Source organism: Spiroplasma endosymbiont of Melieria omissa (genome assembly GCF_964031175.1).
Classification (GTDB): Bacteria; Bacillota_I; Bacilli_A; order Mycoplasmatales; family VBWQ01; genus Spiroplasma_E; species Spiroplasma_E ixodetis_A.
Window position 1 is genome coordinate 140,266 of record NZ_OZ035012.1, and the last position, 21,263, is coordinate 161,528.

Genomic DNA, 21,263 nt, shown 5'->3' on the forward strand with positions numbered 1-21,263 from the left:
ATCATACTCAGCACCAATACTATGATATAGCTAACTAAAGTAATGTTTACTCATATCTTCAAAAACAAAATCAATCGCTTTTTTAATATTTGGTCAATAATTTGGTAATATTTTTCTTATATTATGTTTTATAGCAAATCAAAAATGTTCAATTGGATTTAAATTAGGAGAATATGGCGGAAGAAATAATAGTTTGCATCCAGCATTTTCAATTAATTGTTGTGTTAATTTAGATTTATGAAACGTTGCATTATCTAAAACTATAATTTGTCCACGCTTTAATACTGGAATTAGTTTATTTTTAACATATGATTCAAAAATTTTACTATTGCAATGTCCTTCAAATGCTCATAAGGCTTTTAATTTACCTTTATTTAGTGAACCAATTATACTCATTCTCTTTATTTTATATGCGGGTTTATTATCAAATAATCTTTTACCTTTTTCAGATCAACCATATTTATAAAATTCATTATCATCAATTCCAGATTCATCAATATATACTAAATCTTCATTCATTATTTTAGCTATTTCTTTTAAAAAATCTTCTTGTTTATTTTTATCTCTTTGTTCATATAGAAAAGTTTTTTTTATATGTATAATTTAGTTTTTTAAAATAGTTATAAACTGTTTCTTTAGTCATATTTCCAAATTTATCAATTACTTTTTGAACTGTAACATCTTTATTTTCTGCTAAATAATTTTTTAATTCATCTAAATCCTTTATTTTGTGGCTATGTCCTTTTTGATAATTCAAAATTGGTTTTATATGCCCAGTTTCTTTTTTTCTTTTTCTTCATAAAAATAAAGTCTTTCTAGTGATATTGAACACTTTACAAATTTCTTTAATTTTCATATTTTTATTTTCATAAGCTTCTATTACTTTTCTTCGTAAGTCTTCACTGTATGGTTTTGGCATAATTTAATCTTCCTAATCTATTTTAATTATTGCTGAATTGTACTTTTAAATTCAAAAACTGTTTAAATTACATATTATTATTTTACATTATTTATGAGTAAATATTACTTTAGTTAGCTATATATGGACAAAAACTTAATATTAATGAACCATTTTTGTTTAAGTTAGTTTCAATTATTATAAAAGTTATAGGTCAACATTATCAAGAATTACATGAAAAAGTCGATTTAGTAACTAATATTATTAAAAGCGAAGAATTAAAATTTTGAACAACATTAATAACAGGAAAACAATTATTATTACAAGTTATTAGTGATAATAAAAAAGTAGATGCAACTGCGGCTTTTAAATTATTTGATACCTATGGTTATCCTATTGAATTAACATTAGAGATTGCAAATGAAGAAAATGCTACTGTTGATTTAAAAGGTTTTCAAAAGTTATTGGATAACAGTAAAGATAATACAAGAAAAGTAAGAATTAATCATCAAGCATTAACAATTCAATCTTCATTACTAACTAATTTAAAAGTTCCTTCAACCTTTGTTGGTTATGATAAAGAACAAATAAATACAAATATTGTTTTTATGTTTAAATCAGAGCATGAGGTAAAATTTTTAAAAAATGAAAAAGGTTATTTAATTTTAAATGAAATGCCTTTTTATGCAGAAAAGGGGGGGCAAGCATCTGATGATGGTATTATCAAAGGAGAAAATGGAACGGCCTCTGTTATTGATGTACAACAAGGACCACAAAAACAGCATATTCATCAAGTGGAAGTAAAAGGTGAATTAACACAAACAGAAATTGTTGAAGCACAAATTAATAGTTCACATCGTTTTTATACAAGAAAAAATCATTCAGGAACTCATTTATTACATGCTGCTTTAAGAAAATTATTGGGTTTACATGTTATGCAATCTGGAAGTTTTAATAATTATCAATATTTACGATTAGATTTTAGTCATTATCAAATGTTAACTTTAGAACAAATTATAAGTATAGAACAACAAGTAAGTAAATGAATTAAAGGTAAATATCCTTGTGAAATTATTTATTGTACATATGAAGAAGCAATCAAAATTGGAGTTTTAGCTTTTTTTGGTGAAAAATATGAAGAAAAAGTTCGAGTAATTAAGTTTGGTGATTTTTCAATTGAACTTTGTGGGGGTACTCATTGTTATAATTCACAAGAAGTAGAACAATTATTAATAACTAATGTTGAATCAAAAGGATCTGGTTCTTATCGAATTCATGCTTTAATATCATTAAAAACTATTAATGAATACTTAACACAACAAATAATGATGATTAAAGAACAAAGCAATAATTTATTTATTCAATAGACTACTGCATAACTAGTTAACTTTTCATTTTTTTGTTATTATTAAAATAAAATTTGAATAGTTAAGGATAAATTTTATGACATATTTTGAATTAAAAGATAAACCGGATCAATATTTTCGTAAAATAGTTGGTATTAATAAACTAGTTTTTAATGAAATTTTAAATATTTTATTAGATCATCAAAATCTAAAAAATACCACTGGTGGAAGGCCATATAAAATGTCAATAGAAGATAGACTAGTAATGACTTTAAGATATTTATATGAAAATCGTACATATCATAGTATTGGTGCTGAGTATGATATGGTTGATACTACTGCTTTACGAAATATTCGTTCAATTGAAGACATTTTAATAAATAATAATAAGTTTAATAATTTAACAAATAAAAATATTTTTTTAAAAAGAAGAATTCAAAAATAAAATTTTGATAATTGATGTAACAGAAGTAGAAACAGAACGACCAAAATATAATCAAAAAGATTGATTTTCTGGCAAAAAATGAATGCATACTGTTAAGTTTCAAACCATAATTAATGCACATACTAATGAAATTTTAAATATTTTTCCTGATACTGGTAAAAATCATGATTTTAAAACTTTTAAAAATTCAAAGTTAGAATTTTTGTCAGAAACTGTAATTCTTGCAGATAAAGGTTATCAAGGTTTACAAAAAATTCATAGTAATACATTTTTACCCATTAAAACTAGTAAAAATAATCCTAAAACAAGTAAAATTAAAATTTTTAATAAGATTATTAATAAAACTCGCAGAAAAATTGAACATGTTTTTGCATTTTTAAAATGTTTTAAAATTATTGGTTATAAATTTAGAAAAGCTAGAAAACGAATATTTTTAAGATTTAATTTAATTGCAGGATTTTATAATTTATCATTAAAACTTAAAAACGTTATGCAGTAAGTCTATTGAAGAATTTTATTTAAGTAAGGCTATTGAAAGTTGATTTTAAAAATTTTGAAAGTAATGAAAATCGAATTTAATTTATTCTGTAGGAGCTATTCCACAATCAATTCTATGGATACTTACATTACCAAAATGGATTTCTAAAAAAACTTTTGAGTTTGGAAAATTTCCTGTTACTGGTGTTCAATTATTAATATGACTAAAAAATTGTGTAGAAATTTTTGTATTTAGTAATTTAACTAGTTCATCAAATTGCTTTTGTTTATCATCACTTTTAAATTTTAATTTAAAACTAGTAATTGGATTACCTTGTCTAAAACCTTCTTCTGTTGTTAATTTTAAAGTACTTTTATTAAATATAATATTAGTAATAATTATATTATTAATGCCTAATTCATTATTTTTGCTTGTATTGATAGTATAAGAACCTGTTTAGAATCTTTTCGAAAATAATGTAAAATGATTATATATTTTAAAATCAGAGGTATATATTATGCATAAAAATTATCCAAGTCATGTCACCAAAGAACAATTTGAGAACATAAAATCAATTTTAGAAAATAGCAAAAAGAAAACAAAACCAAGAAGTTTAGATTTATATGAAGTATTTTGTGCAATTTTATATGTATTAAAAAGTGGTTGTCAATGAAGAATGCTACCAAAAAATTTTCCAAAATGACAAACTGTATATTATTATTTTCAAATTTGAAGTAAAAATAACGGTAAAGAAGCTAGTGTATGGCAATTAATTTTAAAAAAAATTGGTTAAAAAAGTTCGTATCAACAATAATCGCAAAGAACAAACTAGTTTTTGTATAATTGATTCGCAAAGTGTTAAAAATACAGATACTACTGAAAATAAAGGTTATGATGCTGGTAAAAAGATTTCAGGAATAAAGCGTCATATTATTGTTGATTCTCAAGGTTTACCACATGCAATTTACATAACCACAGCAGAAAAAACAGATCGTAATAGCGCTATAATAATGATTGAAAATGAAAAAGAAAATCTTTCTGCAGTTCAAAAAATAATAGTAGATGCTGGTTATACTGGTGAAAAATTTGCTTCTGAAATCAAAACAATCATAAATGCAAATGTTGAAATTATAAAACGCAATGAACTACATACTTTTGTAGTATTACCAAAAAGATGAATTGTAGAACGAAGCTTTGCTTGATTAGAAAAATACAGAAGATTATGAAAAAATTGTGAAAGAAAACTAAATACTAGTTTACAAATGGTTGTTCTTTCCTTTATTTCAGTTTTATTAAAAAGATTCTAAACAGGTTCTAAGACTTGGTTGAACGCAAGCATATTTGGGGAAATTAGTAGGTGTTCGTCAAGCAACAATTAGTAGAATTGAGAGTAATGCTAAAAATTCTTCATGAGGAATAATTCATAAAATTCTTTTAGCATTATTAGTAGATATGAATGATATAAAAGGTTTTACGCATGATTTTGTATTAAAAGAAAATGATTTTGAACTATTTATTAAATTGTTAATGGCTAATTCACAATTAAAAACTAATATTTTATATAATCCTGTTCATTGCGCACGAATTATTATTGATGCATATAATAGAGGAATTATTAATTTTGATGAAAAATATGGTAAAAATAAAGTATAAAAAAATTGTAAATAAATATTAATATTTTTACTGTAGTACATTTTTTTATTTATAGGAGAAATTTATGAAATATTTTTTAAAATTATTAATTATTACTTTGTTAATAAATAGTTCATCAGTAGGATTAATTGGATGTAGTATTCCTAGTGTTGGTGATATTTGAATAATTACTGATGGTGGTGATTTATTTGATAAAGCTTTTAATCAGCAAGTATTAGAAGGTTCAAAAGAGTTTACTAAAACATTTAATGATAATCGTATTATGATTAGTAATTTACCCAGTAATGAAGTTTGAAAAAATAAAAAAATGAAAACGCGTTGAATTATTTCACGAGATAGTACTGTTTCAACTTTACAAAATAATTATAATTTAGCAACATTTGCTGGCGCTAAAACAATTATTGTTGTTGGGTTTAATCATCTTGGTGCATTAACACCAGCTATTCAAAATCAATATAAAAAGTTAGGTGTTCGTTTTATTTTAGTTGATGCTAAATTAGAAAAACCAGTTGATGTAGCGTGTTTAAGTTATTCAGCAGAACAATCAGGGTTTTTATCAGGATTAGTAGGAGCAATATGATTAGCTGCTAATCATGAAACATATGATGATAATGGTTTAAAAATGTCAACTTTTGGTGGTTTACCAGCTGATACTATTGTTAGTTATATGATGGGTTATTATTGAGGTGTATATTATTTTAATAAATATCGTAATAGCAATGATAATTTATTGGAAATGACTAATGCCATTAGAATTAAAGAGGGTAAGGAAAAAATTGAAAAATGAACTAATAAATTTGATATTCATTTTGATAAAATTGCTAAACAATTTACAGGTAGTTTTGAATCCGGTATAAAATCATCAAAAGCAATAACTTCACAATTAATTGATGGATATAAAGATGATATTGTAATGCCTGTTGCAGGAGCACAAACAATTGATTTAGTATCAGCTGTTAAAAACTCTACTACTAATAGCAAAGCAAAAATTATTGGTGTCGATGTTGATCAAAGTGTTCAATATAGTTATGCTAAAGATATTTTTATTACATCAGCTTTAAAAGGAATTCATAAGTCAGTTAATACTTGATTATGACATTCTTTTAATTTAGATTATAATAAGGATGATCAACATTCAGTTATTAAACCTATTAATGGTGAACAATACTTTGATGGCAGCATACCACAACCAGCATTAGGTGGTCAGCAATATCTTGGAATTGCTAATAATGATTCTATTAGTGCTATTTATAATAACTTAATTATTGATAGTAATGATTATTGACGTTTAGCACAAAAAGTAACTGATGCTTATAATAAATTAGTTGCTGATTTAGCTAATGATTCTACTCGTGATAAGTGAGAAAATGCTTGAAAAAATTATGTTGATGAAAGTGTTGAAAAGTATAAACCACAGTTTTAATAAAACTTTACTATATATTTTAAAAAAATTATAATTATTCTTGAATTTTTAAAGAATAAGTTTTATTATCTTATATAATGGTAGTTATGCCATTAAAGGAGAAACTAGTGTTTAGAGTTAATTGTGAAAATAAGAAAATAATTAATATTAAATACATATATATTGTATTTTTTAATAGTAAGTTATTCCCACCTATTTATTTTCAAAATTTATTTATACACAGTTTTATTTTATTTTGAATAATTGAATTAAGAAAGCAATGTTTTTGCTTTCTTTTTTTATATTTTTTTTATATAAATATTTATATATAATTGTAGGAGGAATATAATAGTATGCGTAAAATTTTTACTGTATTTAGTGCAATATCATTGTCAGTAATAATGATATTACCAATCATTGCTTGCAATAGTCAGTTTAATGATCCAAATATTTATCGAATAACTGTTGTAACTGATGGACATACTATTAATGATGCTTCTTTTAATGAATCATCATATAATGCTGCCCTCAAGTTTAAGCAAGAGTTTAATGATTGAACACATAGTGATTATGTTGATCCTCAATATAAAAATAAAAGAGTTGAGGTTTCTTGAGATAATCCCCAATTAACTAATACTGATGATTTAATGACATCATATAATAAAGCCGTTTTCATAAATAGTAAAGTAATTATTGCTTCAGGATTTTTACATCATAATGCTTTGGTTAAAGCACAAAATACTATTTTAAAACATAAAGTGAAATTTATTTTTATTGATGGTGATACTCCAAATAAAGAAGTACCAAAATCTAATAAACAATTGGCTGGCTTACTTTACAAAGCAGAACAATCAGGCTTTTTAGCCGGATTGGCGGGGGCAATATGGTTAACTGCGCATGCTAATCAATATGGTGGACTTGATAATTTAAAAATGTCAACCTATGGTGGACTTGATATTCCAGCAGTTACTAATTATATGTATGGTTATTATTGAGCCATACAGTTTTTTAATAATAAATTTAAAAATAAAGAAGATGAAGAAAAATTAATATCATGGGTTAAAATTTTAAATTCAGATTTTAAAGAACCATTACCAAATATTAAATTTATAAATTCAGGTACTCAATTTAGTGGTGATTTTACTCAAGGTTCAAAAGGTTCACAAGCAATTAATGATGATCTTGCTCGACAAAAAACTAATGTTATTTTTCCAGTAGCAGGACCACAAACCGAAGATACTTTATCATCATTAAAAAAATCTGGTCAAGGTAAAATTATTGGTGTTGATACAGATCAACAACTTCAATATCCACAATCTGCAGATAGATTTATTACTTCTGCAGAAAAAGATTTAATTAGTTCAATTAAACTTATGCTCTGAAAATCAGTTGGTAAAACTAATCAGAATCCAGAGCATCCAACTGATCCAACTGCCGATCAAACATTTATTGATGATGCACCATACAGAGGTGGACCTAATTTTACTGGAATAGCACCAAATAAAGCAATTAAAGATGGTGATAAAGATATTTACACACCATTAATGACAGAAACTACTAATTGATTAGATAAAATTTCTGCTGGATGACAAAAAGTACTCAATTTAAAAGATCATTATTGAATTAATGGTATTAAAAAAGAATATGATCCATTTAAATAATTAAGAGGGGTGATAAAATGCAAGTAAATATTGAAAAACAGAACTTACAATATGCTGTTGAAATGGAAGGTATTACTAAAGTTTTTTTAGATACTATTATTGCTAACAATAATATTTCTATTAAAATTAAAAAAGGAGAAATTCATGCTTTGGTTGGTGAGAATGGTGCAGGTAAATCGACACTAATGTCAATCTTATTTGGACTATATCAACCAACAAAAGGTATTATTAAAATTAATGGTAAAGAAGTAGTAATATCAGGACCAATTAGAGCAGGTGAATTAGGTATTGGAATGGTACATCAACATTTTAAATTAGTTGATAACTTCACTATTTTACAAAATATTATTTTAGGTAGTGAACCAGTTCATAAATGACAGTGAATTAATTATAAAAAAGCTAAATCTAAAATTTTAGAAATTTCAAAAAAATATAAATTAGACATTAAACTTAATTTAAAAATTGAGAATGCTAGTGTTGGTATGCAACAACGTGTTGAAATTTTAAAAGTTCTTTATCGTGGTGCTAGTATTATTGTACTTGATGAACCAACCGCGGTTTTAACACCACAAGAAATTACTAGTTTATTAACAATTATTGAAGAACTTAGACGTGATGGTAAAACTATTATTTTTATTAGTCATAAATTAGAAGAGGTTAAACAAGTTGCTGATAATGTTACAGTAATTCGTTTAGGTAAAGTTATTGAAACTTTTGAATCTAAGAGTAAAACTAAAGAAGAAATTGCTACTTTGATGGTTGGTAGAGATTTAGTTGATATTAGAAATCAAGGTAATGTTGTATTAGGGCCAGTATTATTAAAAATTGATAATTTATTTGTTCATAAAATTGGTAATAAGAAATCAATAATGGGTCTTTCTGATTTTAGTTTAGAAGTTAAGTCACGAGAAATTGTGGCTATTGCTGGTATTGAAGGTAATGGTCAAACCGAATTAATTTCAGCAATTACTGGTTTAATTAAGCCAGAAAAAGGTGATATTTTTTTTGGTAATAAAAATATGAAACACAGTTCAATTCAAAGTTTATATAAAAGTGGTTTAAGTCATATTCCTGAAGATCGTCATAAATATGGACTTGTTTTAGACTATAATGTTATTGAAAATATGGTTTTACAAAATATTAGCGAATATCCTTTTTCTAAGTATGGTTTGATTCGCAGTAAAGCTATTCAATCTTATGCACAAAATATTATTAATAATTATGATGTTCGTGGTAGTAAAAGTGGTTTTGCTTTAGTTAGAGGTTTGTCGGGTGGTAATCAACAAAAAGCGGTTGTTGGTAGAGAATTAACAAGAAAACATAAAATTTTAGTTGTTGCTCAGCCAACACGCGGCTTGGATATTGGTGCTATTGAATATATTCATAGTCGTATTCTTGATGAAAAAAATGAAGGTAATGCAGTATTATTAATTTCTTATGAATTATCAGAAGTTATGTCATTAGCAGATCGAATTGTTGTTTTACATGCTGGTAAAATTACTGGTAATGTTAGTGCTAAAAATGTTACTCGTGAACAGTTAGGATTAATGATGGCGGGACAAAAAATGTTAATGGAAGGAAATGAAGATAATGTTTAAACAAAAAACATGATTTTTAAAACGACGAAGTCGTTTATATCTTGGTTCAAAAGAAATGAATAGTAGTCTTACTAAATTTAAGGGTTCAATTTTTGCCATTATTTTTGGATTAATTATTGCTTGTTTTGTTATAATTGGTTCAGGTCAAAATGCTTTTACTTATTTTCAGTTGTTATTAACATATGCTTTTACAAGTTGGCCAGCTAATAATTGAGATAATACTTTAGTTTGATGAGCAATTTATATTGTAGCAGGATTAGCACTAGTTATTTCTTTCCGCTCAGGAATGTTTAATATTGGAGTTGCTGGTCAAATGTTAGCAGCAGGAGCTGTTGTTATCGCAATTGGTGTTCGTTATGACTTATCACAACCATTAGCTATAATTAGCGCGTTTTTTGCTGGAGTATTAGCAGCAATATTGGTGGCGTTGGTAACAGTATTATTAAAAGTTTTTTTTAATGTTCATGAGGTCGTTACTTCTATTTTATTAAATTGAACAATTTGATATTTAGTAAAATGACTATTTAAAATCAATAAAGATTTATATAATGCTGATCACGGAACATCAGCAACTATTCATGATAGTATGAGTATTAATGGTTATAATTGTATACTACCATTATTAATTTCTATTATTTTAATAATAACAGTTTGATTCTTATTGAAAAAAACAACTTTAGGTTATAAAATTCGAACAGTAGGTTTAAATCCATTTGCTGCGGTTTATAGTGGTATTAATCATAAACATTATTGCATAACATCATTTGTTATTTCAGGAGCATTAGCAGGAGTAATGGCTGTTATTTATTACATTGCCAAAAATCCTTCAATTAGTTTTTTAACTGATGATTTGCCGACTATTGGTTTTGATAGTATAGCTGTTGCCTTAGTTGGTCAAATTAATCCAATAGGTGTTGTGGGTTCTGCTTTTCTTTGGGGTTTAATTAAGAGTGGTGGTTCAATTGGTTCAGTATTAACATTACCAACAGCAACTGGTGATATTATTTTTGGTGTTATTATTTATTCAGCTGCCTGTGCAGTTTTATTATCTCGTTTACAGCCAATTAAATTTTTAATTCGTTATTTAAATATAGCCTTTGATGGAGAAAAACGAAAAGTTACAAATAGTTTTATTGCCAAGATGTACTATCATTTTATTGAAAATTTTAAAATAAAGAGACAATATAATAAGTTAAAATCAGATTTAATTAAAGAAAAAAATAATAAAATTAATCACTTAAAGATAGAATATAATAAATCATTATCAGATTATAAGTCAAAAGTTAAAAATTTAAAACAAAATCTTTCACAAGAAATTAATAAATTGAAACAAGAATTAAGTGATCAATTAAAGTCATTAAAAAATCAATTAGTTAAAACTAATGATAAAAAATTAAAAGAACAATTAATTTTAAAAAAATGTCAACTTCAAATTACTTATAAAGTTGAAATTAAGGAATTAATTAAAAAATATAAAATTGATAAAGAACAATTAAAAGGAAAATATAATAAAATACTATGAGATGATAAGTCAGTAGTTAAAAATTTAAAACAAAATCTTTCGCAAGAAATTAATAAAGTTAATAGTGATATCAACTTACAGTTACAAGCAGTTATTAATAATAAAAATGATAAAGTTGGTGTTAATTGAGCACAATTTTTCCAAGAAAATAAAGCTTTAAATCATTATATATATAAACAATATAATGCAATTTGAAAAAAAGGTAAAATTGGTAATTGAAATAATTTTCAACAAGAAATAAAAACGATTTATGGTGAAAGTTTAAATATGTATATTAATGAAAAAATGAAATATGAAAATAATGTTTATAACTATAAGCAAGATTTAATTCGAGAAATAACATTATTAAAAAAACAAAAAGCAATATTAGATAAGTCAAGAGTAAAAGACTTAAAATTAAATCTTTATCGAGAAATTAATAAATTGAAACAAGAATTAAGTGATGAATTAAAGTCATTAAAAAATCAAAAAGTTAAAACTGACGATAAAAAAATAAAAAAACAATTAATTTTAGCAAAACATCAACTTCAAACTAATTATAAAAATAATGTTAAAGAGTTAATTAAAAATTATAAAATTAACAAACAGCAATTAAAAAGTCAAATTATCCCAATTAATAGTAATATTAATATATTAACCAAACAATTTACTAAAAAAGCGGAAATTGAAAAGACAACTTTTATTAATAAATTTACTGATATATTTAAAAATGAACAACAAGCAATTATGAAAATAAAAACCGAAAGAACAGGAGGAAAAAGTTAATGGAAGCACTCAAAATAATTCTTGAACATTCTAGTTTAATTTTTGTTGTTTTAGTACTTGGTGCATTATCTGGATTAATTTCAGAACGTGCTGGTGTTGTTAATATTGGTATTGAAGGAATGATGACAATTGGTGCTCTTGCTTTTTCTTCATTTGGGAAAAATATAGGTGTTAATTGAGGTAATTGATCACAAATTATTGCTTTATTAGTAGGTGGATTAGCGGGAATGGGATTTGCTTGTTTCCATGCTTTTGCATCAGTTACTTTAAAATCTGATCAAATTATTTCTGGCGTTGCAATTAATATTTTAGCAGCAGCAATTGCAGTTTTTGTTGTTCAGTTACCAGGGAATAATGGTTTTATTTCATTAACAAATATTTATCAATTACCAAAAATTGGTAATAATGAATTTTTTAATTTATATTTATTTTTAGCAATTATAGTTTTAGTAAGTATTGCTATTATTTTGAAATATACTAAATGAGGATTACATCATGTTGCGACTGGTGAAAATCCCAATGCAGTTGATGCTGCGGGAATTAATGTTATTAAACAACGATATGTTGCTGTATTATTATCTGGTTTTTTAGCAGGAATTGCTGGTGGTATTTTTCCAATGTATGCTAGTCAAACTTTTCGTGGGACAGTTAGTGGAAATGGTTTTATTGCTTTAGCTATTTTAATTTTTGGACAATGAAGGGTACCATTGATTACAATTGGTGCTGCCTTATTTGCTATTGTTGAAACAACAGGTGCCAGAATTACGTTTTTACCAAATATTCCTCAATGAATATCAAGTAATTCTGATATATGGAATATATTGCCTTTTGTAACATCTTTATTAGTTTTAGTGTTTACATCAAAATGAAGTAAAACACCAAAAGCATTGGGTATTGCTTTCAATAAATCTAAACGATAAAATTAGTTATTAATAATTTTAATGATGAATTAATTTTGAAATTAAATTTTACTTTTTTAGTAATATTTTCCAAGACTTAATTAAAAATATAATAAAAAATAAAAAATTTTATGGTTATTTTATACTATAAAATTTTTTATTTTATTAAGAATTTGAAAAAAATTCGCAATAATACAGTTTTATTTATCAAAAAAAATAAATATAATTTTTGATAGATAGAAAAATGTGGTAAAAGTTTAAATTAAATTTAATTAATTATATTTAGAGGGGAAAAACATGAATAATGGAAGGAAGTATAGTTATTAATACAGTTTATTCATTTCAAATTAATGAAATAGTTAATAAACAATCTAATAAAGAAAAACAACAAAAATATGATCAAAAACCTGAAGTAAAAGCAAAAATAAAAGAATATAATCAAAAACCCGAAGTAAAAGCAAGAAAGAAAAAATATGCTCAAAGGCCTGAAGTGAAAGCAAGAAATCAAGAATATAAACAAAGACCTGAAGTGAGAGCAAGGAGGAGAAAATGTGATCAAAAGTTATATCAAAAGAATAAATAAAAAATGAGAGAATATGCTCAAAAACCTGAAGTAAAAGCAAGAAAGAAAAAATATGCTCAAAGGTCTGAAGTAAAATTGAAAAAGAAAGAATATACTCAAAGATCTGAAGTAAAATTGAAAATGAGAGAATATGCTCAAAAACGCGAAGTAAAAGCAAGAAAGAAAAAATATGCTCAAAGGTCTGAAGTAAAATTGAAAAAGAAAGAATATACTCAAAGACCTGAAGTAAAAGCAAAAAAACAAGAATATGATAAAAAAAGATATCAGCTTATTAAAGAAAAACAGCGAGAATATAAAAAAAATGATATCAACGCAATAAAGAAAGGCAAAAAGAATATAAACAAAGACCTGAAGTGAAAGCAAGGAGGAGAGAATATGATAAAAAAAGATACCAAGTTAATAAGCAAGAAAAGCAAAAACAAAGAGAATTGCAATCTGATTATGTTTTTAGTTCAAAACAAAATTTTGAGTTAAGCAGTTTTAATTGTGATGATATGTGTAGTGAACAAATAAAAAATATTGCATGAGATGTTTTAGAATCACAACTTTATTCAGAAACACAAGAAACAGAATTAGATAAGTTGTTAGAGAAAATAGAGTTTGAATATATGGTTAATGAAGAACAAAGTTCAGTAATGAGTAGTGAAAATTTGTCATCTAATTTAATTTTTGATGATGTGTATGGTGAAGAAATTGTAAAAGATATATCAAATAATTTAGAATTAGATCAATTAAATTTATTAGATAAAGCTATTGAACAATTGTTAGTTAATGAAAAAATAGCAAAACAAAATATTGAATGAAATAATAGTATTGTAGTTACAAGTAATTTAGATAGTGATATTTATGATTATGATTTATCAACCGGACTTATTCCTTAATTAAATATTAATTTTAATTGTTAATTTTTACTTAAACTTAAAAAAATAAAATTTTATAGTTGAATTTTTGGGAAACACAAAGTACTTTTTTAATTACAAAACAAGTCTAGTGTAAAATAATTAGGTATAAGAATATTGGGGGTGTTTATTTTATGGCATTATTAGTGGCACATCGTGGATTTCGTTCTACAGAAGGTGAAAATCGAATCATTGATTTCCAAAATGCTTTGAAAATTTGCCAAGCAGTAGAGTTTGATATTCGATTAACAAAAGATAATAAAGTAATTATTTTTCATGATGATACATTTGAAAGAATTGCCAATAATAAAAGTGAGGTTAGTAGTTTATTATATGAAGAAATTATTAATTTGGAATTTTTTAAAAATAATAAAGATTGAATTCCACCATTATTTAATGATTTTATGAGGCTTTTATGTAATCTGTGTATCTTTGTTTTACAAAGTTACTAGTTCAGATTAATTCAATCTTCAAATTTTATCATAAAATGAGCAATTGCTGTATTTCAATTTTGAATGGGCATTGTTCATTTTTTTGTTATATTTTCAATTGCTAAGTAAAATATTTTGAAAACTGCCATATCATTAGGAAAAACTTTTTTATTTCTGATAACTTTTCGTAATTGACTATTAACAGATTCAATAGCATTTGTAGTATAAATCACTCTTTTAATTTCTGGTGGATAACTAATAAAAACCATTAAATTATCTCAATTTTTATATCAAGATTTAGTAATTTGCGGATATTGTTTATTTCATTTACTTTCAAATGATTCTAAAGCTTGCATTGCTTGTTCTTCACTACATGCACTATAAATTGGTTTTAAATCTGCAACTAAGGTTTTTCGATGTTTGTATGAAACATATTTTAAACTATTTCTAATTTGATGAACTATGCATAATTGATGTTCAGTTTTAGGATAAACTGCTTGTATTGCTTCTGACATGCCTGTTAAATTATCACTACAAGCAATCAAAATATCATTTAAGCCTCGATTTTTCATTTCTGTAAAATTAGCTAGTCAAAATTTAGAACCTTCATTTTCACTAATTCATAAACCTAAAACATCTTTTTTGCCTTCTAAATCCACTCCTAATGCTATATAAACTGATTTGTTAATAATGCGTTTATCTTGCCGTACTTTAACTACTATACAATCAAAATAAACAATAGAATAAATACTTTCTAATGGTCGATTTTGCCACGCCTTGACATCATCTATCACATCATCAGTAATTTGACTAATAACACTTTCACTAATATCTGCACCATGATATAACTCTTGCAACTGCATTCTAATATCTGATAAAGTCATTCCTTTGGCATATAGTGAAAGAACTTGTTGATCAAAGCCATCAAATCTTCTCTGTCTTTTTGCAACTATTACAGGAGTAAAATCACTATTACGATCTCTTGGTACATTAATTTCAATTTTACCTTGTTGAGTTATTAATTTTTTTGAACTTATACCATTACGAGCATTTTCACTATTACTATGTTGATTTTTTTCATACCCTAAATAATTTTGCATTTCAGAATTTAACATCTTTTCTACTAATCTTTTTGTTAATTCTTTATATAGCTAACTAAAGTAATGTTTACTCATATCTTGAAAAACAAAATCAATCGCTTTTTTAATATTTGGTCAATAATTTGGTAATATTTTTCTTATATTATGTTTTATAGCAAATCAAAAATGTTCAATTGGATTTAAATTAGGAGAATATGGCGGAAGAAATAATAGTTTGCATCCAGCATTTTCAATTAATTGTTGTGTTAATTTAGATTTATGAAACGTTGCATTATCTAAAACTATAATTTGTCCACGCTTTAATACTGGAATTAGTTTATTTTTAACATATGATTCAAAAATTTTACTATTGCAATGTCCTTCAAATGCTCATAAGGCTTTTAATTTACCTTTATTTAGTGAACCAATTATACTCATTCTCTTTATTTTATATGCGGGTTTATTATCAAATAATCTTTTACCTTTTTCAGATCAACCATATTTATAAAATTCATTATCATCAATTCCAGATTCATCAATATATACTAAATCTTCATTCATTATTTTAGCTATTTCTTTTAAAAAATCTTCTTGTTTATTTTTATCTCTTTGTTCATATAGAAAAGTTTTTTTTATATGTATAATTTAGTTTTTTAAAATAGTTATAAACTGTTTCTTTAGTCATATTTCCAAATTTATCAATTACTTTTTGAACTGTAACATCTTTATTTTCTGCTAAATAATTTTTTAATTCATCTAAATCCTTTATTTTGTGGCTATGTCCTTTTTGATAATTCAAAATTGGTTTTATATGCCCAGTTTCTTTTTTTCTTTTTCTTCATAAGACTTACTGCATAACGTTTTTAAGTTTTAATGATAAATTATAAAATCCTGCAATTAAATTAAATCTTAAAAATATTCGTTTTCTACCTTTTCTAAATTTATAACCAATAATTTTAAAACATTTTAAAAATGCAAAAACATGTTCAATTTTTCTGCGAGTTTTATTAATAATCTTATTAAAAATTTTAATTTTACTTGTTTTAGGATTATTTTTACTAGTTTTAATGGGTAAAAATGTATTACTATGAATTTTTTGTAAACCTTGATAACCTTTCTTTATCTGCAAGAATTACAGTTTCTGACAAAAATTCTAACTTTGAATTTTTAAAAGTTTTAAAATCATGATTTTTACCAGTATCAGGAAAAATATTTAAAATTTCATTAGTATGTGCATTAATTATGGTTTGAAACTTAACAGTATGCATTCATTTTTTGCCAGAAAATCAATCTTTTTGATTATATTTTGGTCGTTCTGTTTCTACTTCTGTTACATCAATTATCAAAATTTTATTTTTGAATTCTTCTTTTTAAAAAAATATTTTTATTTGTTAAATTATTAAACTTATTATTATTTATTAAAATGTCTTCAATTGAACGAATATTTCGTAAAGCAGTAGTATCAACCATATCATACTCAGCACCAATACTATGATATGTACGATTTTCATATAAATATCTTAAAGTCATTACTAGTCTATCTTCTATTGACATTTTATATGGCCTTCCACCAGTGGTATTTTTTAGATTTTGATGATCTAATAAAATATTTAAAATTTCATTAAAAACTAGTTTATTAATACCAACTATTTTACGAAAATATTGATCCGGTTTATCTTTTAATTCAAAATATGTCATAAAATTTATCCTTAACTATTCAAATTTTATTTTAATAATAACAAAAAAATGAAAAGTTAACTAGTTATGCAGTAAGTCTATAAAAATAAAAAAAGAAACTGGGCATATAAAACCAATTTTGAATTATCAAAAAGGACATAGCCACAAAATAAAGGATTTAGATGAATTAAAAAATTATTTAGCAGAAAATAAAGATGTTACAGTTCAAAAAGTAATTGATAAATTTGGAAATATGACTAAAGAAACAGTTTATAACTATTTTAAAAAACTAAATTATACATATAAAAAAAACTTTTCTATATGAACAAAGAGATAAAAATAAACAAGAAGATTTTTTAAAAGAAATAGCTAAAATAATGAATGAAGATTTAGTATATATTGATGAATCTGGAATTGATGATAATGAATTTTATAAATATGGTTGATCTGAAAAAGGTAAAAGATTATTTGATAATAAACCCGCATATAAAATAAAGAGAATGAGTATAATTGGTTCACTAAATAAAGGTAAATTAAAAGCCTTATGAGCATTTGAAGGACATTGCAATAGTAAAATTTTTGAATCATATGTTAAAAATAAACTAATTCCAGTATTAAAGCGTGGACAAATTATAGTTTTAGATAATGCAACGTTTCATAAATCTAAATTAACACAACAATTAATTGAAAATGCTGGATGCAAACTATTATTTCTTCCGCCATATTCTCCTAATTTAAATCCAATTGAACATTTTTGATTTGCTATAAAACATAATATAAGAAAAATATTACCAAATTATTGACCAAATATTAAAAAAGCGATTGATTTTGTTTTTGAAGATATGAGTAAACATTACTTTAGTTAGCTATAAATAAGGACTTGTAATAATAATTGGTATTGTTATTAATGCATATTTAATTAATTTTCCATAATTACCTAATTTAGTCACTAAATTTAATCCAATATGACCAAACATAGGAAATAAAGTTAATATTAAATGGTCAGGTCAAGTAAAATTATATTGATTAGTATAATTACCTATTCCCATTGATATTGGTATTTTAGGTATTAATCATGGTGTTATTGTAAAAAATAATGTTATAAACATACCAATAATATGACTTGTTATTTTTAAAATATTTGATATTAAAATTTTAATTTTATCAATATGAGTACTATTTTTATTAAATCAAATCTTATTTAATCTTTTATATTCTTTATTATCTTTACTTAATGGATTAATAGTATTTCATATACCAATTGCTTTAATTGGTTTATCTAATTCAATAATAATTACCACCTACTTTCATGTTTTATATTTACTTTTATTTTTATAAATTGAAATACCAATATTTTTATTTAAATTATTAATTTTATGAAAAGTTAAATATTCTTTTCTTTCTACTCTTCATGCTCTACTACCTAATTCAGTTTTTGGTAAAGTTTTAAATTCTTTAAGTTTAAAAAATCTACGCTCTAATCTATTAATAAATGCAGTTGTTGGATGGGTTACACTTTATTGGACACTAATTACGTAGACAAGTGAACAAATTAGTTGAAAGAAAGGAACTATAATTATGGCCAATATTAATTCATATACCGATGAATTTAAAAAACAAATAGTAGCTTTATATCAAAGCGGCAAATCAGTATCTTACCTTGCTAAAGAATATAATGTTACAAGAGCAGCTACTTATAGCTAACTAAAGTAATATTTACTCATAAATAATGTAAAATAATAATATGTAATTTAAACAGTTTTTGAATTTAAAAGTACAATTCAGCAATAATTAAAATAGATTAGGAAGATTAAATTATGCCAAAACCATACAGTGAAGACTTACGAAGAAAAGTAATAGAAGCTTATGAAAGTAAAAATATGAAAATTAAAGAAATTTGTAAAGTGTTCAATATCACTAGAAAGACTTTATTTTTATGAAGAAAAAGAAAAAAAGAAACTGGGCATATAAAACCAATTTTGAATTATCAAAAAGGACATAGCCACAAAATAAAGGATTTAGATGAATTAAAAAATTATTTAGCAGAAAATAAAGATGTTACAGTTCAAAAAGTAATTGATAAATTTGGAAATATGACTAAAGAAACAGTTTATAACTATTTTAAAAAACTAAATTATACATATAAAAAAAACTTTTCTATATGAACAAAGAGATAAAAATAAACAAGAAGATTTTTTAAAAGAAATAGCTAAAATAATGAATGAAGATTTAGTATATATTGATGAATCTGGAATTGATGATAATGAATTTTATAAATATGGTTGATCTGAAAAAGGTAAAAGATTATTTGATAATAAACCCGCATATAAAATAAAGAGAATGAGTATAATTGGTTCACTAAATAAAGGTAAATTAAAAGCCTTATGAGCATTTGAAGGACATTGCAATAGTAAAATTTTTGAATCATATGTTAAAAATAAACTAATTCCAGTATTAAAGCGTGGACAAATTATAGTTTTAGATAATGCAACGTTTCATAAATCTAAATTAACACAACAATTAATTGAAAATGCTGGATGCAAACTATTATTTCTTCCGCCATATTCTCCTAATTTAAATCCAATTGAACATTTTTGATTTGCTATAAAACATAATATAAGAAAAATATTACCAAATTATTGACCAAATATTAAAAAAGCTATTGATTTTGTTTTTCAAGATATGAGTAAACATTACTTTAGTTAGCTATATAATTGAATTAAGCAATTTACTAATTCAGGTAGTTTTAAAGCTAAAGATAATCGTTCTGTTGAAGAAAATGAATTAATTAAATTAAGAAAAGAATTAAAACAATTACGAATGGAAAATGATATTTTAAAGCAAGCAGCACTAATAATAGGCAGAAAATAGAAATTATTACAAACAATAAGTTTAAATATAAAATTCGCACAATGTGTCATTTTTTAAAAATTTCTAAATCAACATATTATTTTAATTTAAAGAAAAAAGAAAATAAAATTCAAAATAATATTTATGATGAAGCTATTATTAGTGCTTTTAAAGAAAATAAATGTGTTTATGGAACAAGAAGATTAAAAGTAATATTAGAAAACCAAGAAATTTATTTATCAAGACGAAAAATTAAAGAAATTATGAATAAGCATAATTTAATATCAAAATACACTAAATTATCATTCAAAAATCATAATAACAAAGTAAATGATGAAAAAATCACTAATCTTGTGAATAGAAACTTTAATAATAGGCTTAAAAATGAAGTTATTGTCAGTGATTTAACTTATGTTCAAGTTAATGGTAAATGAAACTATATTTGCTTATTAATTGACCTATTTAACCGCGAAATTATTGGACATAGTGTAGGTACTAGAAAAGATGCCTTATTAGTACATCAAGCATTTATGCAATCAAATCGCTGTTTAAAAGATATTCAAATATTTCATAGTGATTGTGGTAATGAATTTAATAATAAAATTATTGATAAACTTTTACTAGCATTCAATATTACTCGCTCTTTAAGCAAAAAAGGTTGTCCTTATGACAATGCTGTTGCTGAAGCAACTTTTAAAACTTTCAAAACTGAATTTATTAATGATAAAAATTTTAGATCATTAATCCAATTAAAATTAGAATTATTTGATTACATCAATTGATACAACAACATAAGAATCCACAGCACTTTAAACTACTTAACTCCAGTTAATTATCAAAAACAAATGTCTACCAAAAAATAGTCCTAAAAAGTGTTGCCATTCCAAAATATTAACTTTATTAATATTTTTATCATTTTTATACTTTTCTACAAATTTGTTAAATTTATAATCAAATTTAGTAAAATCAGCACTATTAATTAAATATTTCATTTTAAACTACACCTCAACTAATAATATAAAGTTATAAAAACTTTTATTAGTCCAAAAAGTGTGTCTAATCTACAACAATATTTTT

Annotated in this window: 28 protein-coding genes and 1 pseudogene; 20 read left to right on the forward strand and 9 right to left on the reverse strand. The window is 24.3% G+C overall.

Annotated features, from left to right (window positions below):
• Window positions 1-30 precede the first annotated feature (30 nt).
• Window positions 31-519 (reverse strand): IS630 family transposase, encoded by a 489-nt coding sequence (locus tag ACQH26_RS00960; RefSeq protein ID WP_425382141.1) that lies wholly within the window; start codon window positions 517-519, stop codon window positions 31-33.
• 40 nt (window positions 520-559) lie between these two features.
• The gene (locus ACQH26_RS00965) at window positions 560-919 is read right to left on the reverse strand and encodes a helix-turn-helix domain-containing protein (RefSeq protein ID WP_425382566.1); all 360 of its coding nucleotides are present in this window, start codon (window positions 917-919) and stop codon (window positions 560-562) included.
• Between the two features lie 119 nt (window positions 920-1,038).
• Here ACQH26_RS00965 and ACQH26_RS00970 point away from each other — a divergent pair, with 119 nt between their 5' ends.
• The 14 genes from ACQH26_RS00970 to ACQH26_RS01035 all read left to right on the forward strand — a co-directional run bounded on the left by ACQH26_RS00970 (window position 1,039) and on the right by ACQH26_RS01035 (window position 14,601).
• Complete coding sequence (locus ACQH26_RS00970) at window positions 1,039-2,265, forward strand: alanine--tRNA ligase-related protein (protein WP_425383054.1); 1,227 nt, start codon at window positions 1,039-1,041, stop codon at window positions 2,263-2,265.
• 76 nt (window positions 2,266-2,341) lie between these two features.
• Entirely contained in the window at window positions 2,342-2,689 is a 348-nt protein-coding gene (locus ACQH26_RS00975; protein ID WP_425381897.1) for a transposase family protein, read from the forward strand.
• A 4-nt stretch (window positions 2,690-2,693) separates the two neighbouring features.
• Complete coding sequence (locus ACQH26_RS00980; protein WP_425381977.1) at window positions 2,694-3,188, forward strand: transposase family protein; 495 nt, start codon at window positions 2,694-2,696, stop codon at window positions 3,186-3,188.
• A 496-nt stretch (window positions 3,189-3,684) separates the two neighbouring features.
• A protein-coding gene (locus ACQH26_RS00985) for an IS5 family transposase (RefSeq protein WP_425382012.1) occupies window positions 3,685-4,474 on the forward strand; the annotation gives its coding sequence in 2 pieces (ribosomal slippage) (window positions 3,685-3,945 and window positions 3,947-4,474; 789 coding nt in all).
• A 34-nt stretch (window positions 4,475-4,508) separates the two neighbouring features.
• Complete coding sequence (locus ACQH26_RS00990) at window positions 4,509-4,820, forward strand: helix-turn-helix domain-containing protein (protein WP_252319451.1); 312 nt, start codon at window positions 4,509-4,511, stop codon at window positions 4,818-4,820.
• Between the two features lie 64 nt (window positions 4,821-4,884).
• Entirely contained in the window at window positions 4,885-6,243 is a 1,359-nt protein-coding gene (locus ACQH26_RS00995; RefSeq protein WP_425382567.1) for a BMP family ABC transporter substrate-binding protein, read from the forward strand.
• Between the two features lie 332 nt (window positions 6,244-6,575).
• Window positions 6,576-7,883 carry a BMP family ABC transporter substrate-binding protein gene (locus tag ACQH26_RS01000; RefSeq protein WP_425382568.1) on the forward strand — a complete coding sequence of 436 codons (1,308 nt, stop codon included), beginning with the start codon at window positions 6,576-6,578 and terminating at the stop codon, window positions 7,881-7,883.
• A gap of 17 nt (window positions 7,884-7,900) precedes the next feature.
• Complete coding sequence (locus ACQH26_RS01005; protein ID WP_425382569.1) at window positions 7,901-9,481, forward strand: ABC transporter ATP-binding protein; 1,581 nt, start codon at window positions 7,901-7,903, stop codon at window positions 9,479-9,481.
• Complete coding sequence (locus ACQH26_RS01010; protein WP_425382570.1) at window positions 9,474-11,768, forward strand: ABC transporter permease subunit; 2,295 nt, start codon at window positions 9,474-9,476, stop codon at window positions 11,766-11,768. The genes ACQH26_RS01005 and ACQH26_RS01010 overlap by 8 nt, the downstream gene beginning before the upstream one ends.
• A complete protein-coding gene (locus ACQH26_RS01015; protein ID WP_425382571.1) occupies window positions 11,768-12,688 on the forward strand; it encodes an ABC transporter permease in 921 nt (306 codons plus the stop codon). The genes ACQH26_RS01010 and ACQH26_RS01015 overlap by 1 nt, the downstream gene beginning before the upstream one ends.
• A gap of 283 nt (window positions 12,689-12,971) precedes the next feature.
• A complete protein-coding gene (locus ACQH26_RS01020) occupies window positions 12,972-13,250 on the forward strand; it encodes a hypothetical protein (RefSeq protein ID WP_425382572.1) in 279 nt (92 codons plus the stop codon).
• A gap of 3 nt (window positions 13,251-13,253) precedes the next feature.
• Window positions 13,254-13,724 carry a hypothetical protein gene (locus ACQH26_RS01025; protein WP_425382573.1) on the forward strand — a complete coding sequence of 157 codons (471 nt, stop codon included), beginning with the start codon at window positions 13,254-13,256 and terminating at the stop codon, window positions 13,722-13,724.
• Window positions 13,725-13,744: 20 nt separating this feature from the next.
• On the forward strand, window positions 13,745-14,131 hold the full coding sequence (locus tag ACQH26_RS01030) for a hypothetical protein (RefSeq protein WP_425382574.1): 387 nt from the start codon (window positions 13,745-13,747) through the stop codon (window positions 14,129-14,131).
• Between the two features lie 152 nt (window positions 14,132-14,283).
• Entirely contained in the window at window positions 14,284-14,601 is a 318-nt protein-coding gene (locus tag ACQH26_RS01035; protein WP_425382575.1) for a glycerophosphodiester phosphodiesterase family protein, read from the forward strand.
• Here the strand turns inward: ACQH26_RS01035 and ACQH26_RS01040 are convergent.
• The 6 genes and pseudogenes from ACQH26_RS01040 to ACQH26_RS01065 all read right to left on the reverse strand — a co-directional run.
• Window positions 14,598-15,731: pseudogene (locus tag ACQH26_RS01040) on the reverse strand (IS256 family transposase); the annotation flags it as partial. The gene ACQH26_RS01035 and the pseudogene ACQH26_RS01040 sit on opposite strands and share 4 nt — an antisense overlap.
• Entirely contained in the window at window positions 15,732-16,220 is a 489-nt protein-coding gene (locus ACQH26_RS01045; RefSeq protein ID WP_425381862.1) for an IS630 family transposase, read from the reverse strand.
• A 40-nt stretch (window positions 16,221-16,260) separates the two neighbouring features.
• A complete protein-coding gene (locus ACQH26_RS01050; RefSeq protein ID WP_425382576.1) occupies window positions 16,261-16,458 on the reverse strand; it encodes a hypothetical protein in 198 nt (65 codons plus the stop codon).
• Window positions 16,459-16,506: 48 nt separating this feature from the next.
• The gene (locus tag ACQH26_RS01055; RefSeq protein WP_425382577.1) at window positions 16,507-16,788 is read right to left on the reverse strand and encodes a hypothetical protein; all 282 of its coding nucleotides are present in this window, start codon (window positions 16,786-16,788) and stop codon (window positions 16,507-16,509) included.
• The gene (locus ACQH26_RS01060; RefSeq protein WP_425382578.1) at window positions 16,745-17,005 is read right to left on the reverse strand and encodes a transposase family protein; all 261 of its coding nucleotides are present in this window, start codon (window positions 17,003-17,005) and stop codon (window positions 16,745-16,747) included. The genes ACQH26_RS01055 and ACQH26_RS01060 overlap by 44 nt, the downstream gene beginning before the upstream one ends.
• Window positions 17,006-17,009: 4 nt before the next feature.
• Window positions 17,010-17,357 carry a transposase family protein gene (locus ACQH26_RS01065; RefSeq protein ID WP_425381897.1) on the reverse strand — a complete coding sequence of 116 codons (348 nt, stop codon included), beginning with the start codon at window positions 17,355-17,357 and terminating at the stop codon, window positions 17,010-17,012.
• A gap of 118 nt (window positions 17,358-17,475) precedes the next feature.
• On the opposite strand from ACQH26_RS01065, the gene ACQH26_RS01070 reads away from it, so the two are divergent.
• On the forward strand, window positions 17,476-17,673 hold the full coding sequence (locus tag ACQH26_RS01070) for a hypothetical protein (RefSeq protein WP_425382576.1): 198 nt from the start codon (window positions 17,476-17,478) through the stop codon (window positions 17,671-17,673).
• 40 nt (window positions 17,674-17,713) lie between these two features.
• Window positions 17,714-18,202, forward strand: coding sequence for an IS630 family transposase (locus ACQH26_RS01075; RefSeq protein ID WP_425382141.1), 489 nt, complete (start codon window positions 17,714-17,716; stop codon window positions 18,200-18,202).
• Here the strand turns inward: ACQH26_RS01075 and ACQH26_RS01080 are convergent, their stop codons facing one another.
• Window positions 18,203-18,637, reverse strand: a complete 435-nt coding sequence (locus tag ACQH26_RS01080; protein ID WP_425382579.1) for a hypothetical protein — start codon at window positions 18,635-18,637, stop codon at window positions 18,203-18,205.
• Between the two features lie 277 nt (window positions 18,638-18,914).
• On the opposite strand from ACQH26_RS01080, the gene ACQH26_RS01085 reads away from it, so the two are divergent.
• The 4 genes from ACQH26_RS01085 to ACQH26_RS01100 all read left to right on the forward strand — a co-directional run bounded on the left by ACQH26_RS01085 (window position 18,915) and on the right by ACQH26_RS01100 (window position 21,049).
• Entirely contained in the window at window positions 18,915-19,040 is a 126-nt protein-coding gene (locus ACQH26_RS01085) for a transposase (RefSeq protein ID WP_425382580.1), read from the forward strand.
• A gap of 113 nt (window positions 19,041-19,153) precedes the next feature.
• Window positions 19,154-19,513 (forward strand): helix-turn-helix domain-containing protein, encoded by a 360-nt coding sequence (locus ACQH26_RS01090; RefSeq protein ID WP_425381863.1) that lies wholly within the window; start codon window positions 19,154-19,156, stop codon window positions 19,511-19,513.
• A gap of 40 nt (window positions 19,514-19,553) precedes the next feature.
• A complete protein-coding gene (locus ACQH26_RS01095) occupies window positions 19,554-20,042 on the forward strand; it encodes an IS630 family transposase (RefSeq protein WP_425381862.1) in 489 nt (162 codons plus the stop codon).
• Window positions 20,043-20,149: 107 nt separating this feature from the next.
• Complete coding sequence (locus ACQH26_RS01100) at window positions 20,150-21,049, forward strand: IS3 family transposase (protein WP_425383055.1); 900 nt, start codon at window positions 20,150-20,152, stop codon at window positions 21,047-21,049.
• Window positions 21,050-21,263 lie beyond the last annotated feature (214 nt).